At 73.7% G+C, this 13,783-nt stretch carries 11 protein-coding genes and 1 pseudogene; 5 read left to right on the top strand and 7 right to left on the bottom strand.

Annotation, left to right across the window (positions count from 1 at the left end; all coding sequences use genetic code 11):
• Positions 1 to 18: 18 nt before the first annotated feature.
• Complete coding sequence (locus tag WME96_RS45915) at positions 19 to 756, bottom strand: glutathione S-transferase family protein (protein WP_437287863.1); 738 nt, start codon at positions 754 to 756, stop codon at positions 19 to 21.
• Positions 757 to 841: 85 nt separating this feature from the next.
• Between WME96_RS45915 and WME96_RS45910 the strand changes: the two are divergent.
• A pseudogene (locus tag WME96_RS45910) lies at positions 842 to 949 on the top strand (HTH domain-containing protein); the annotation flags it as partial.
• A gap of 137 nt (positions 950 to 1,086) precedes the next feature.
• On the top strand, positions 1,087 to 3,555 hold the full coding sequence (locus WME96_RS45905; protein WP_437287862.1) for a substrate-binding domain-containing protein: 2,469 nt from the start codon (positions 1,087 to 1,089) through the stop codon (positions 3,553 to 3,555).
• Between the two features lie 57 nt (positions 3,556 to 3,612).
• Here the strand turns inward: WME96_RS45905 and WME96_RS45900 are convergent, their stop codons facing one another.
• The 3 genes from WME96_RS45900 to WME96_RS45890 all read right to left on the bottom strand — a co-directional run bounded on the left by WME96_RS45900 (position 3,613) and on the right by WME96_RS45890 (position 5,194).
• Positions 3,613 to 4,044: a Uma2 family endonuclease gene (locus WME96_RS45900; RefSeq protein WP_437287861.1), complete on the bottom strand. Its 432-nt coding sequence runs from the start codon at positions 4,042 to 4,044 to the stop codon at positions 3,613 to 3,615.
• Positions 4,045 to 4,050: 6 nt separating this feature from the next.
• Positions 4,051 to 4,320 carry a DUF2277 domain-containing protein gene (locus tag WME96_RS45895; protein ID WP_433932124.1) on the bottom strand — a complete coding sequence of 90 codons (270 nt, stop codon included), beginning with the start codon at positions 4,318 to 4,320 and terminating at the stop codon, positions 4,051 to 4,053.
• An 85-nt stretch (positions 4,321 to 4,405) separates the two neighbouring features.
• A complete protein-coding gene (locus tag WME96_RS45890) occupies positions 4,406 to 5,194 on the bottom strand; it encodes a Uma2 family endonuclease (RefSeq protein ID WP_437287860.1) in 789 nt (262 codons plus the stop codon).
• Positions 5,195 to 5,372: 178 nt separating this feature from the next.
• On the opposite strand from WME96_RS45890, the gene WME96_RS45885 reads away from it, so the two are divergent.
• Positions 5,373 to 6,155 carry an HAD family hydrolase gene (locus tag WME96_RS45885; protein ID WP_437287859.1) on the top strand — a complete coding sequence of 261 codons (783 nt, stop codon included), beginning with the start codon at positions 5,373 to 5,375 and terminating at the stop codon, positions 6,153 to 6,155.
• 121 nt (positions 6,156 to 6,276) lie between these two features.
• On the opposite strand, the gene WME96_RS45880 is transcribed toward WME96_RS45885, so the two are convergent.
• Together WME96_RS45880 and WME96_RS45875 are read right to left on the bottom strand one after the other, a co-directional pair.
• On the bottom strand, positions 6,277 to 7,215 hold the full coding sequence (locus WME96_RS45880) for a hypothetical protein (RefSeq protein ID WP_437287858.1): 939 nt from the start codon (positions 7,213 to 7,215) through the stop codon (positions 6,277 to 6,279).
• Between the two features lie 108 nt (positions 7,216 to 7,323).
• Entirely contained in the window at positions 7,324 to 7,881 is a 558-nt protein-coding gene (locus tag WME96_RS45875) for a glycine cleavage system protein R (protein WP_433932117.1), read from the bottom strand.
• Positions 7,882 to 8,098: 217 nt separating this feature from the next.
• On the opposite strand from WME96_RS45875, the gene hisC reads away from it, so the two are divergent.
• Both hisC and WME96_RS45865 read left to right on the top strand, forming a co-directional pair.
• Complete coding sequence (hisC, locus tag WME96_RS45870; protein WP_437287857.1) at positions 8,099 to 9,187, top strand: histidinol-phosphate transaminase; 1,089 nt, start codon at positions 8,099 to 8,101, stop codon at positions 9,185 to 9,187.
• Positions 9,188 to 9,453: 266 nt separating this feature from the next.
• Positions 9,454 to 11,493, top strand: a complete 2,040-nt coding sequence (locus tag WME96_RS45865; protein WP_437287856.1) for a DUF4832 domain-containing protein — start codon at positions 9,454 to 9,456, stop codon at positions 11,491 to 11,493.
• A 69-nt stretch (positions 11,494 to 11,562) separates the two neighbouring features.
• On the opposite strand, the gene eutB is transcribed toward WME96_RS45865, so the two are convergent.
• Positions 11,563 to 13,782: an ethanolamine ammonia-lyase subunit EutB gene (gene eutB, locus WME96_RS45860; protein WP_437287855.1), complete on the bottom strand. Its 2,220-nt coding sequence runs from the start codon at positions 13,780 to 13,782 to the stop codon at positions 11,563 to 11,565.
• Between the last annotated feature and the right edge of the window lies 1 nt (position 13,783).

Below are 13,783 nucleotides of genomic sequence, written 5' to 3'. Positions count from 1 at the left end.
GGCGGGGCGCCGCGCCGCTCACGCCCCAGGCCGCGCCGCCGGGGGCGCCTCCCACGGGTGCTCCGGATAGAACTCCCGCATCCCCCGCGCGGCGTACGCGACGAGGTTCGCGAAGCCCTCGGCCCTGCGCCGCAGCGGCGCGTCGAAGAACGGCGTGAGGATGCCGGCCAGCATCGCGAACGCCGTCGCGTCGACCCCGGCGGGGCGCGCGCCGAAGAGGTACGGCTTGTCCCCGAGCAGCACGGAGAGCGCCTCCAGCGAGCGCACGCCGAGCTCGACGACCTCCTCGTCCGAGTGTCGCCCGACGCCGATCGCCCGGAAGCTCTCGCGGACCCGCGCGAGGAGCTCCTCGCGCAGCTTCGGGCGCAGCTCCTCCGGCGCGCCGTCGACGAGGTGCGCCGGGCCCTTCGCGAAGTTCTCCGGGATGAACCAGCGCGCGTGGCGCGTGGCCGCGGCGAAATGGTTCTCGAGCATGCGCTCGACGGCCCACGCCTCGGCGCGCTGGCGCGCGTCGAGCCCCGCGTCGAGATCCTTGCCGTGCTTCCTCTCGAGGTGCTCGCGGATGAAATGCGAGTCGGCGATGCGCGCGCCGTCGTCGTCGATGAACGGGACCTGCCCCTTCGGGGACTGCTCGGGCCGCCCGCGCTCCTTCCGGTAGGGGAGGCCCAGCAGCTTGAGCTGGACCTCGGTCTTGGTCACGAAAGGGCTGGCTTCGGGCAAGCCGAACATGGGGCCGAGGCCGTAGAGCGTGATCATGAGCAACCTCCGAGGGTCTGGGTCCGTCGTGGACCGCGCTCTGGATGTAGCCCCGGCCTGCTGACACCCTGATGTCAGCATCCTCGTGCGACGCGCCGATCGCCTGTTCGAGATCTTTCAGATCCTGCGGCGCCAGCGGGCGCCGATCACCGCGGCAGCGCTCGCCGAGGAGCTCGAGACCTCGACGCGCACGGCGCGCTGAGCGCGCCCGCCGGCCTGCGCCCCGCGGCGCGAGCCTCGCGAGGGACGCTTGACAAGCGGCGGGTCGATCGCGCCTGCTGGGGTCAGCCCTCGCCGTGCTCGGTCGGGTGGGTCGAGGATCGAACGCGCATGAGCACCGGTCTGGACCTCGTCGCAGCGCTGCACCGCATCGTACAGGACGCCACGGACAGCGTGCCTGGGGCGCGGCGCGGCAGCCTCCTGATAGAAGACGGAGATCGCCTGATCTACAGGGCCGCCGTGGGCTTCGACGGCCTGCTGGGCGGCCCGCTGCGCGTCCCCTCGGACGCGGGGCCGGCCGGCGCGGGGCCGCTGCTCGACCCGGCCGGGGGCGCGCAGGTCGTCGCGGCGGCCGCGTGGTACGGGGCGCGCCTGCCAGGCGCGGCGGCGCTCGATCGGCTGCCCCAGGGCGCGGTCGTCCTCCTCGCGCCGGTGCGCATGCACGGGCGGTCGATCGGCGTGCTCGCCGTCGAGCAGCCGGCCGCGGATCCGCTCCCGGACGAGCGCTGGGGCCCGCTCCTGGCGCTCGCCGCCAGCGCCAGCGCGGCGCTGGAGCGGCGCGAGCTCTACGACGACACGGCGCGATCGGCCCACGAGAACCGCGTGCTCGAGGAGGTGCTGAACGCGGTGTCCGCGCAGGCCAGCCCGCACCAGCTCGTGGAGATCATCTCGATCGGGATCAAGAGCATCCAGCTACGGCCGCAATGGAGCGCCGTGGAGCTCATCCTGCTGGAGGACGCCGCCCGCGGGGGCGCGCCGGCGAGCGACCCCGGAGGGCCCCGCGACGTCCGCGTGTACAGGGTCCCGCGGCGCGCGCCGACGAGCTACTGGAACAACCTCCGCGACGGCGCGCTCGTCGCGGGGCGCAACCTCGGCGTCGACCTGACGTTCTGCTTCGGCGGCGCGGGCGGCGAGGGCAGCCAGGGCGCGCTCCTCGACGAGGGCATCCGTCGAGGCGTGCACGGCATCGCGGTGGCGCCGATCGACCCCGCAGGCCTCGAGCCGATGATCCGGCGCGCCAGGGAGGCCGGGATTCCGGTGGTCACGTTCGATTCGCCGCCGGTCGAGGGCAGCGGCGCGCTGGCCTATGTCGGCACGGACAACGTGGCGGCCGGCCGGCTCGCGGGCGAGATGATGGCGCGGCTCCTGCCGAACGGCGGCGCGGTCGGCGCGCAGATCGCCTCGGTCCGCGCTCCCAACGGGAACGAGCGCGTCGCGGGGTTCCGCGCGGCGGTCGCCGGGACGGCCATCGCGGTGCAGCCTCCCTCCGAGAACGTGTACGACACGTCGCTCGCGCTGCAGCTCACCCTGGAGGCCCTGCGGACAGGCGATCTCGCGGGCGCCTTCGGCGCCTGCGCCGAGAACGGCCCGGCCTGGGGCGCGGCCGCGAGGACCATGGGCCGGGAGGGTGACCTCAAGATCGTCGCGTTCGATCTCGTCCCGGAGACCATCGCGATGCTCAGGGAGGGGACGATCCACGCGACCGTGGTCCAGCGCGAGTACGACATGGGCTATCGGGCGGTCGAGGTGCTCCACGATCTGGTCTCGAGGGGCGTCGACGAGGCGCTGGCCGAGCTCCCTGCGCCGAGGCGGGGCGAGGATCCGCGCGCGACGCGCTTCATCGACACGGGCGCCGACGTGGTGACCCTCGAGCGCACGCCGTGGTCGCGCCCGCTGTCGGAGCACCTGGCCCTGGAGACCGCGCGCAAGACCGCGAACCGACGGCGCGGGCGCGCCCGGGCGGTCCGCCCGATCGAGCTCCTCGCCGTCGGCGTGGACGCGAAGGAAGAGGGCTTCGTCGAGGAGAGCGCCCGCCTCGCCCCGGACTCCCTGGTCGGGCGGGTGCTGAGCGCCGGCCGCTCGCTGATCGTCGACGCCGTCGACGGAGCGGAGGGCGAGCTCCACCGCTTGCCCGATGTGGTCGAGGCGCGCCGGAGGGGGACGCTCACGCTGGTGGGCGTCCCGCTGCTCGCCCGGGGGGTCGCGCTCGGCGTCCTCGTCCTCTGCAGCGAGCGCCGCGCGGCGTGCTCGGCCGAGGATCTCACGCAGATCGAGCGCATCACCGACACGCTGGCCGTGGCGCTCGAGAACGCGCAGCTCCTGCGGCGGATCACCGAGCGGACCGACGAGCTCGAGCACGCGAACGACCGGCAGGCGGCGCTGCTCGGCACGATCCAGGAGCTCTCCAGCCCGGTCGTGCCCATCGCGCGCGACATCGTGGTGATGCCGATCATCGGGGCGATGGATGCGCAGCGGACAGGCCGCTTCCTCGAGTCGATGCTGCGGGAGATCGCCGAGCGCCGGGCGAGCGTGGTGTTGATCGACGTCACCGGGATGGCGGTGGTCGATGCGGTAGCGGCCGATCACCTCATGGCGGCGGCGCGGGCGGCGAGGCTGCTCGGGGCCGAGGTCGTGCTGGTCGGCATCACCCCGGCGGCCGCGCAGCTCATGGTGCAGCAGGGGCTGGACCTCGGGTGCGTTGTCACGCGCTCGACGCTCGAGCTCGGGTTCGCGTACGCCCTGTCGCAGACGGGCGGCCGCGTCGTGTACAGCCGGTCGTCGGGCGCCCGGCGATCCTGAGCCGCGCGGCGCGGGCGGCGCTCGGGCTCCGCGCGCGCCGGCGACGAGCCCGCGCCTTCAGCCAGCGTCGAGCTCGAAGGCGCCCTCGTAGATGGCGTCGACAGGAAGGCTGGCGCCGTTCGCCAGCGCGATCGCGCCGCCCGCCTCGATCACGCGATAGCGCCACGAATCATCCGCCTCGCGCCGGTAGTGCTCGACGCGCACCGCCCCCTGCGAGACGAGCAGGTAATCTGTCAGCGAGGGAATGCGCTGATAGGCTTCCCATTTCTCGCCGCGGTCGTACGCCTCGGTGCTGGGCGACAGGACCTCGACGACGACGCTCGGATTCGCGAGGACGTCGCTTGTGCCCGTCTCCAGCCGCACCCCGCCGCACGCAACGACGGCATCCGCGTAGACATAGCGTTCCCCCTGCTTCGCGGAGATCCGCTGGTCGGACGACAGCACATGACACGGCTTCCCGCGCACCGCCGCGCGGAGCTCCGCCGCCACCGCGCGTCACGAGCCGAAGCGGCGCGCGTTGCGCAGGCGGGCCTTGGCCGCTTCGACTTCCTTGTTCTTGGGCGGAGCCGTGGTCTCGAGCGACTCGACGAGCCGGCGCGTGATCTCGGCGATGTCGTCGACGGCTCGCTCGAAACAGGCGACGTTCTTGCCGCTCGGGCTGCGGGTTCCGCTCACCTTGCGCACGTATTGCAAGGCCGCCGCCCGGATCTCTTCCTCCGTCGCCGGCGGCTCGAAGTTGAACAGAGGACGGATGTTTCGGCACATCGCGCCAGCGTACCGCCGAACGCTGCGCGAAGCCAAAGCGGGCGGGCGTCCGTCGCGCGGCGCGCCGCGCTCCGTGCACCAGGCATCACCCCTGCGCGAGCTGCTCCAGCTCGCGCACGCGCGCCTCGAGCTCGCGCACGCGCGCCTCGGCCGCTTCCCTGGCGCGCGCCTCGGTCGCCGCGACCTCCTCCTGGGTGGGAACGAGCTCGCCCTTGCCGCCGGGGCGCGCGAGGCGGAGCCGGGCCTCGGCCCCGCTGCCCACGACGCACAGCCAGCTATCGAGGGCGGGGCTCCACACGGGGCCGGCGCCCGCGTGAACGCGCACGTACGCGCCGTCGGGGTCGCGCCGGTAGGCCTGGAGCGCGACCCTGCCGGCGGGCGGCCGCTGCGCGGCGGCCTGCGGGTCGAAGATCGCGAGCTCGGGGCAGCCGAGCTGGCAGTACTTGAGCGGGATGTCCTCGTAGGCCTTCTGCCAGTCGCTCGCGATGATCTCGAGCGCGAACCGCGGCGGCCGGTGGCCGGACAGCCACGTTTGCCATTGCTTGGGCAGCGGCGGCGTGGGCCGGTGGTCGAGGAAGTAGACGTCCGGCGAGACGCGCACGAGCGGCTCCTCGCGCACCCACGCGAAGAACCGATCCGAGCCGGCGTGGTGGTCGGTCCAGCCGCGCTCGCGCGCGAGCTGCGCGATGGAGGACAGGAGCAGGCGGGCTATCTCGTCGTGCTCTCCCCACGCGCCGATGCCGTCGGTGTCGTCGAGGTACCAGTCCGACCAGTCGATGGTCGCCCGGAGCTCCTCGGGCTCCGGATCGCGGACGACGAGCGCGCGCGGCAGGCGCGTCGCGGTGGGGCTGGCTCCGGTGCGGACAGGGGGCACGTGGCTCCAAGGTAGCACCGCCGGCGCGGCGGCGGGAGCCGCAGGCGGGCGCGGTCGGGCGCCGCGCGATGCCCGCGGGCAGGCGCGGCGGCGCAGGTCGCGGGCAGGCGCGACGGCGCACCGCATCGACGCGTCGCCCGGGGCTCCCGGTGCGGCGCGCCGGCGCCATGTCGGCGGCATGCGTTTCGAGGGGGTCCTCTTCGACATCGACGGGGTGGTGGTCGACTCGCCGCACGAGCGCGCCTGGCGCGAGGCGCTGGAGGCGCTGATGGCCACGGAGTGGCGCGCGATCGCGCCGCAGACGCGCTACGCGCCCGAGCGGTTCACGACGGCCGTCTACCAGGGCGAGGTCGCCGGCAAGCCGCGCGAGAGCGGCGCGCGCGCGGCGCTCGACCACTTCGGCGTGCCCGACGCCGCGGCGCGCGCCAGCACGTACGCCGAGCGGAAGCAGGAGGCGCTGCTCCGGAAGATCGACGCGGGCGAGTTCGTGGTCTTCCCGGACGCGATGCGGCTGGTCCTGGGGCTCAAGGCGCGCGGCGTGCTCCTCGCGACGGCGTCGTCGTCCAGGAACGCCAGCCAGCTCCTCCGCCGGATCCGCGCCGACACCTTCGCCGAGCAGCAGGGCATCCGCCGTCCGCCCATCGCGCCGGGCACGACGCTGCTCGACCTGTTCGACGCCGACCTCTGCGGCGCCGAGGTGGCGCGCGGCAAGCCAGCGCCGGACCTGTTCCTGGCCGCCGCGGACGCGCTCGGCGTCCGGCCGACGGGCAGCCTCGTCATCGAGGACGCTCCTGCCGGGGTGCTCGCCGCGAAGGCGGGCGGGATGACCGCGCTCGGCGTGGCGCGGCACGCCGACCGCGCGCTGCTGGTCGCCGCCGGGGCGGATCGCGTCGTGACGACGCTCGACGAGGTCGATGCGGACGCCCTGGTCGAGGGGCGGCTCGCGGCGCGCGCGGCGTGAGCCGGGCGCGCGGCGCTGACCTGGCTCACGTCACGTCTTCAGGTACGTCTCCGCCCCGTCTGGCGCGTCCATCGCCAGCCCAGCGGAGCTCCTGAAGCCCAGGTGCAGAGCGCGGCGCGCCTCAGCCGCCCTGCTTGCGCACGATGGAGAGGCTCCAGATCTCCCCGGCGCTCGTGCCCACCCACAGGCTCGGCGACCCCTTGCCCGCGACCGCGAGCACGGTGGGCTCGCCGCGGGCGCCGAGCGCGACGCTGGCCGTCGGCGCGGGCGGCGCGGCGGAGGCGGCCTCGATGGCGGCGCCGTCGAACAGCGCGACCCGGCCGTCGGCGAACGCCGCGAACAGGCTGGACTCGAGCACGGCCACATCCGCGACGGGCGCGCCGAACTCGAGCAGCTTGGCCGTCAGCTTGCTCGACGACCGGACGACCGCGCAGACCGCGCTCGCGCCGCGCTTGTACACCGCCGTGAGCTTCGCCCCGGCGCGCACGCGGTTCAGGTTCTGGGCCGCGCGCGGCAGCGAGGCGCGCAGCGTCGGGCCGGGCTCCGGCGTCGCGCCGGGGTGGACGCGCAGCTCGCCCCCCTCCCCTGCCCCGTCCATGACCACGTGCGTCTCGGCCTCGGTCAGGTCGAACGCCCGCGCCGCGCCGCGCACGGCGAACGTGCGGCCGTTCACCTCGTTCTTGTCCAGCTTCAGCTCCGTCGCGCTGCCGTCCCAGCCGAGCGCCAGCGCCGTCTCCCCCGTCGGGCGCATCGCCAGCAGCCGCGCGTCCCGGCCGACCTGGTCGAGCTTCGGTCCGTGCGTGATCCCGAGCAGCGCCCACACCGCGTCCTCGCTCCGCACGACGGCCACGTCCTTCGAGAGGAGCGCCACGTCCTCGGCGGAGGACAGCGACAGGTTCGTCGTCTTCGCGCCGGAGCCCCCGACGGGGCAGACGCCGAGCCGCACCGGATCGGTCGAGATCATGGCGACGAGGCCGGGGCTCGCGAGGAACGCGGCCCCGCGGATCTCCGCGTCGACGCTGTGCACCTTGCGGGGAGAGCTGAGGTTGCTGAAGGGCATGGCACACGAAGATAGCGCTTCTTCCAGCCGAGTGGCCCGCGTTCTCGCGAGGCGGCCGGCGAGCTCCCCGGTGCGACGTCCGTCCCTGCGGCGCCTACCCTCGCGGCGTCACGCCTTGATCAGCGAGCGGACGTCGATATCGAGGTTCTCGGACTCCGCGACCGCGTCCATCGCCTTGCGGAGCTGGGCGAGCGTCACCCCGGTGGGGACGTCGACGCGGGCCTCCATCCGGAAGAGCTGCGACCCGGTGACGGGCGCCTCGTAGGCCGAGGTCTCGAGCGAGACGATGTTCACGCCGGCGCCGTGGAGCGCGCGCGACACGGCGCGGACGATCCCCTCGTGGTCGAGCGCGTCGACCGAGATGACGCACGGGATGGTCGCCGCGCGCCGGTGCGACTCGGGGCTCTTGGTCCTGCGGCTCTGCACCGTGAGCCCCGTCGCCTGGGTGAGCGACGCGGCGTCGCGCTCCACCGCCTCGATCGCGCCGGGCGGGCCCGACGCGAGCAGGAGGATGCCGAACTCGCCGCCGAGCACCGCCATCCGGCTGTCCTCGACGTTGGCGCCGCGCTCGGTCAGGTAGTGCGTCACCTCCGCGACGAGGCCCGTCCGGTCAGGGCCGAGGCAGGAGAGGACCAGGAAGGTTTCGGGCTCGGGCGTCGTCGTCATGCGGCGCATCTTAGTCCGATCGGCGCAGCCGGCGCGACCAGCGCCCGCCGCCGCGCGCGCCCTCTCGAGGGCCGGATCGCCGGGCGCGCCACCGCAACCGGGCGCCACCTCCGCGCGGGGCGGAGCTTCCCCGGAAGGAGCGGGGCCGGATCGGGCGGCCGCGCCGGACGAGGCGCTTGTCTCCGGCGAGCCAGTGGGCGAGAGGACGGCCATCCCCATGCCGTACGAACGCGACAACATCCATCGCCTCACGCCCTACACGCCCGGCGAGCAGCCGCAGCGGGCCGACGTGGTCAAGCTGAACACGAACGAGAACCCCTATCCGCCGCCGGGCGCCGTGCTGGAGGCGATCCGCGGCGTCTCGGCCGACCAGCTCCGCCGGTACCCGCCGCCCCGGGCGCAGGAGTTCCGCGAGACCGCCGCGAGGCTCCACGGGCTGTCGCCCGAGCAGGTGATCGCCACGAACGGCGGCGACGAGCTGCTGCGCATGGCGGTGACGGTCTTCTGCGAGCCCGGCGGCAGCGGCCTCGGCGAGACGTACCCGACCTATTCGCTCTATGACGTCCTCGCGGAGATCCACGGCACGACGATCACCCAGGTCCCCCTCGAGGAGGACTGGTCGGTCCCGGAGGATTTCGCGAGCCGCCTGAACGAGCGCGGCTGCCGCCTCGCGCTCCTCGTCAACCCGCACGCGCCGTCGGGGCGGCACGAGCCGCTGGACAAGCTCGAGCGGGTGGCGCGGGCGTTCCGCGGCGTGCTCCTGATCGACGAGGCGTACGTCGACTTCGCGGAGACCGACGCGACGCCGCTGCTCGACCCGGCGCGGGGGCTCGACAACGTGCTGCTGCTGCGGACGCTGAGCAAAGGGTACTCGCTCGCGGGGCTCCGGTTCGGGTACGGGCTGGGGCACCCGCGGCTCATCGAGACGCTCGACAAGGCGCGCGACAGCTACAACACCGACATCCTCTCGCAGGCCGCGGCGACCGCGGCGCTGTCGGCGCGGGACGAGGCGAGGAAGAGCTGGGAGAAGGTGATCGCGGAGCGAGCCCGGCTGGCGCGCGCGCTCCAGGAGAAGGGGTTCACGGTGGCGCCGAGCCAGAGCAACTTCGTCCTGGCGGCGCCGCCGGCCGGGGGGCTGTCGGCGCAGGCGATGTACCGGGCGCTCCACGATAGGGCGATCTTCGTGCGCTACTGGGATGCGCCGCGCCTCCACGACAAGCTGCGGATCACGGTGGGCACGCCGGAGCAGAACGACGCGTTGCTCGGGGCGATCGACGAGATCTCTCGCGCTGCCGCGAAGGCGTAGCGAGCGACTCGGCCGCGACCACCGGCCCGCCCCGCCCCCGCGGACGGCTCATCCGACGCCGTCCCGCTGACCGACTCACCTGCTGTCCGCTTCGTGCGCAAGTGTACGAACCTTGCGCAACTCCCGGCCTCTGCGCCCCGCGCTCACGCGGGCTGCTCCGGTGGCCTCAACCGTGCATCGAGGCTGCGCCAAACGTGGGCTCGACGGCGCGACCCAGAGATCGTGCGGTCCAGCCTCGATTCTTCATCGCCAGGAGGACATCGCTTATGCGTCACCAGAGCTACCGGTCATCGCTCCACGCCCTGTCGCGCTTTCTTCGCGGCGGCAGCGTCCCCTGCCTATCGCTGGCGCTCCTGACCGCGTGCGGCGCGGGCGCCGGCGACGGCAGCCCGGTCGACGCGCTGACCTCCAGCGCGACCAGCGCGGGCTTCCGGCTGACGTGCTCGCAGTTGACCATCGAGCGGGGCAGCATCGGCGACGGACAGACCGCCGCCGCGCTCTCGGCGCGCGAGCTCACCGGGGAGCAGGACGACTGGAGCAAGTACGTCGAGTTCGCTCCGGGCTCATCCGCCACGTGCGATTATGCGCTCCCGGCGGGGGTGTCTGGAGCGGACCTGGCGTCGCTGTCGCTCGACGTGAGCTACCGCGGCCCGCGCAAGTCCGACATGCGCTGGACGCTGGAGGCGTGGGACGCCGACGCGAACGCGTGGGTGACGATCGGCGACAATGCGTTCGCCGCCGCGTGGTCCTGGTCGAGCGCGACGCTCGCGCTCCCGGCGCCGTACGGCCGCTTCGCCCCCGGCGGGCGGATCAAGATCCGGTACGCGACGCGGAGCCGCGCCGACGCGTCGCTGCTGGACGAGCTGGTCCTCACCGGGACCGCCAGCAGCAACGGCAGCAGCAGCGGCAGCGGCGGCGGCGATGCCGGCAGCGGTGGCAGCGGTGGCAGCGGCAGCACCGGCGTCAGCAGCGGCAGCGGCAGCGCCGGCGCCGGTGCCCCGCCCGGCGCCTGCGGGCTCGGCGGCGCCACCGTGGCGCGCTCCTACTCGCCCAGGCTGTTCGCCGCGGGCGCGGATCCCTCCGGCGACGCCGAGTGCCGGGGCGTGCTCAACCCCGAGCGCGGCGTCTTTCGTTTCAAGGACCTCCGGAGCCTCGACGCGCTCTCGAACCTCCGGGCGGATGGCTACACGCTGATCTACGGCAAGGTGCTCCTCGACGACTACCGCACGCGGGACATCGACCAGCCCCTCATCGACCAGCTCGACGCGAGCTTCGCCGCCGTGCGCTCGGCGGGGCTCAAGGTGCTCCCCCGCTTCTACTACGCGGACACGGGCACCGCGCCGGACGCCCCGCTCAGCCGCGTGCTGTCCCACATCGCTCAGCTCGAGCCCGTGCTCCAGCGAAACGCCGATGTCATCGCCGTACTGCATCCAGGCTTCGTCGGCGCCTGGGGCGAGTGGCACTCCTCGACGAACGACCTCACGAGCCCTGACAGCCGCGAACAGATCTTCGACGCGCTGCTCGAGGCGATCCCCGGGAACCGGATGATCCTCGCGCGCCGCCCCTCTCACAAGCTCGAGGCGTACGGCGGCCCCCTCACCGAGGAGACGGCGTTCTCCGGAGCGCCGCTCTCGCGCGTCGGCCACCTGAACGACTGCTTCCTCGCGAGCGCCGACGACGTCGGCACCTACCAGCTCCCCGGCGAGAAGGCGTACGCCGCCGCGGACTCCGCGTTCGTGCCCGTCGGCGGCGAGACGTGCGGCCGCAACCCGCCGCGCAGCCAGTGCGACTCGGCGCTCGCCGAGCTCTCCACGCACCACTGGAGCTTCATCAACACCGACTACCACCCTGACGTGATCGCCGACTGGCGATCCGAGGGCTGCTTCGAGACCGTCGCCTGCCGGCTCGGCTACCGCTTCGCCGTGATGGGTCACGAGTCCCCCGAGCAGGTCGCGCGCGGGCAGTCTCTCTCTCTCCGGCTGCGCGTGTTCAACGACGGCTATGCCCGGGCCTACAACCCGCGCCCGGTGTATCTCGTGCTCCAGCAGGGCGCGACGCGGCGCTTCGTCCAGGTCGACGCCGATCCGCGCCGGTGGGCGCCGGGCGAGGAGAGCGATCTCTGCCTCGCGGCGCAGCTGCCGGCCGATCTTCCCCCCGGGGACTACCAGCTCGGCCTGTGGCTGCCGGACGAGGCGGAACGCCTGCGCGACGATCCCCGCTACGCGATCCGGCTCTCGAGCGGCGCGACGTGGGACAGCGCCACGGGCGTGAACCTGCTCGACGCCACGGTCCGGGTGGTCGAGTGACTGGCACGTAAAAGAATTGGTACAGCGAGGTACCGTGGCGAGCACCTCTGCGCGCGGCGCAGGCGGCGCTCAGGCTGCATCGCCGGCCAGCAACGCCTCCAGCCGGTTGCCGGCCGCGCGGCGCGCGAGCACCTGCAGGACCTTCTCGACGAGCACCCCGCCCGCCTCCGCGGCGGGCAGCCCGCCGGCGTGGATGCTGGAGACGACCGTGTACTCGAAGCCGATCGCTGGATTGCCGCTGAAGGCCGCGGCAGCCTCCTGGTCCACGCCGGGCGCGAGGTGGTAGGCGAGGTAGGCCGAGAGGCTGCGCGAGGCGAGCTCGCCGCTGCCCGGGCGCTCGCCGAGCAGCATCACGACCAGCCGCGCCCCGAGCCGCTCGGCGACGGCCTCGGCGAGCTTCACCCGGCCGTACCGCGCGAGCAGCGGCCGCCCGACGGTCACGCCGCGCGCCGCGAGGCCGTCCAGCAGGACCGGGAGCAGGTCGGGGACGTTGTGGTGGACGGCCTCGGCGCTCAGGCCGTCGGACACCACGATCTGCACCTGCGCGTCCTCCGGCGCGAGCCAGGCGGCGCTCTCCGGGGAGAGGCGCGCGCCCGCGTCGGCGGAGCCGAGGTGCGCCTCCTTGCTGGCCGCCGTCGTGGTGATGACCCGGAACGCGGCGACGCGGGCCAGCGCCTCCTCGCGCAGCTCGCTCTCGAGGGCCCCTCGCGCGATGGCCTCGTCAAGGCGGCTCCTTCGGCTCACCGCGTTGGCCGGGCGCGGGCCGGCCGTGGCAAAGCCATGAGCCGCGGGCGTCGCCGCGAGCAGCTCGGCCAGCTCGGCCTCGTCGGGGCAGAACTGCCGCACGTCGCCGAAGCGCGGACCGCGGGTGATCGCCCCCGCCGTCCCCCACTTCTCGTCCCCCTCCCCCGCGCGCGCGAGAATGCCCCGCTCGATCGCCCACTCCAGGAACTCGCCGCCGGGCGCGCGGCCATGGATCTCCCGCAAGGTCTGCACGTCGTGCCCGCTCGTATCGAAATAGGCGAGCATGCGATCCGTGTTGAGACAGACGTCCATGTAATAGTTGGCGCCCGCGGCGGTGAGGAGCTGCGTCGCCATCTGCTGGCCCTCCAGCGTGATGCGGGCGTGCAGCGTGTAACAGGGGGCCATGCCCATGGGCACGCCGAGGAGCTTGCCCATGAAGTGGTCCTGGAGGTTCGCGAGGATCATCTCGCGATCGTCGAGGTGCGTCTCCGGACCGATGAACCCGGTGACGTTGTTGACCATGAACGGGTCCCAGCGGCGCGCGAGCCCGTAACAGAGCGCCTCGGCCGTGGCCATGTCGATGCCGTTGTGCTTGCCGTAGGTGAGCTCGCTGCCCTGGCCAGTCTCGAAGTACATGAACTGCTCGGCCTGGCCCGCGAGCGCGCCGCGCGCGGCCATGCGGCGGTAGCCGTCGTCGAGGAGATCCACGGTGATGTCGAACTCGGTGACGTTGCAGGATTCGGTGCCGGCCAGGCTCTGAAAGAGGATCTCCACCGGCGCGCCCTGCTCGAGCGCGGCGAGCTGCACCTTGAGGTGCGACAGACAGCAGATCTGCGTGGGGACGCCGGTCTCGCGGCGGACGCGGTCGAGGTGGCGGAGGATCGCGGCGGTGGTCTCCACCGTGCCGGCCGCGGGGTTGACGCCGAGCAGCGCGTCGCCGGCGCCGAGGGAGAGCCCCCAGTAGAGCAGCAGGGTGATGCCGCGCAGATCGTCGGTGGGGTGGTTCGGCTGAAGACGCGAGGCGAGCGTGCCGGGGGCGCCGAGGAGCGTGCGCGCGCGGGTGGGGCGGCTGATCTTGCGGGCGAGGTAGACCAGCTCATGCACGTCGCAGAGCTTGGCGAGGGCCGCGGCCATGACCCCTGTCAAGGCGCCGCCGACGCGCGCCACCTCCTCGCCGGGGGCGCGGAGCAGCTGGTCCTTGAGCTCGCCGAGGCGCAGGGAAGCGATCGGGGCGAATGCGTCGCGGTCGATGTCGTAATTGACGCGCATCACCGCGTCGACCTCGCCCCGCTCGTCGGTGAGCGGGTGATCGTGAAGATGTTCGAGCGTCAGCTCGCCGAGCAGCTCGCGCGCGGCCTCCCGCGCCGCGTCCCCACGCGCCGCGAGGCCGGCCTGGCGGTCGCCGGCCTTGCTGCAGTCGGCGGCGCCGAGGAGCCGCTTGAGGCCGCGGAACGAGGCGTCGTGGCCGGGCAGGCGGGCCGCGTACGCGACGTCGGGGCGGGGGCGGGGGACCTCGATCCGATCGAGCGGGGTCAACTCTTTCACG

The organism is Sorangium sp. So ce406 (assembly GCF_051474675.1).
GTDB lineage: Bacteria > Myxococcota_A > Polyangia > Polyangiales > Polyangiaceae > Sorangium > Sorangium cellulosum_G.
This window is presented reverse-complemented; position numbering and strand designations above follow the sequence as displayed.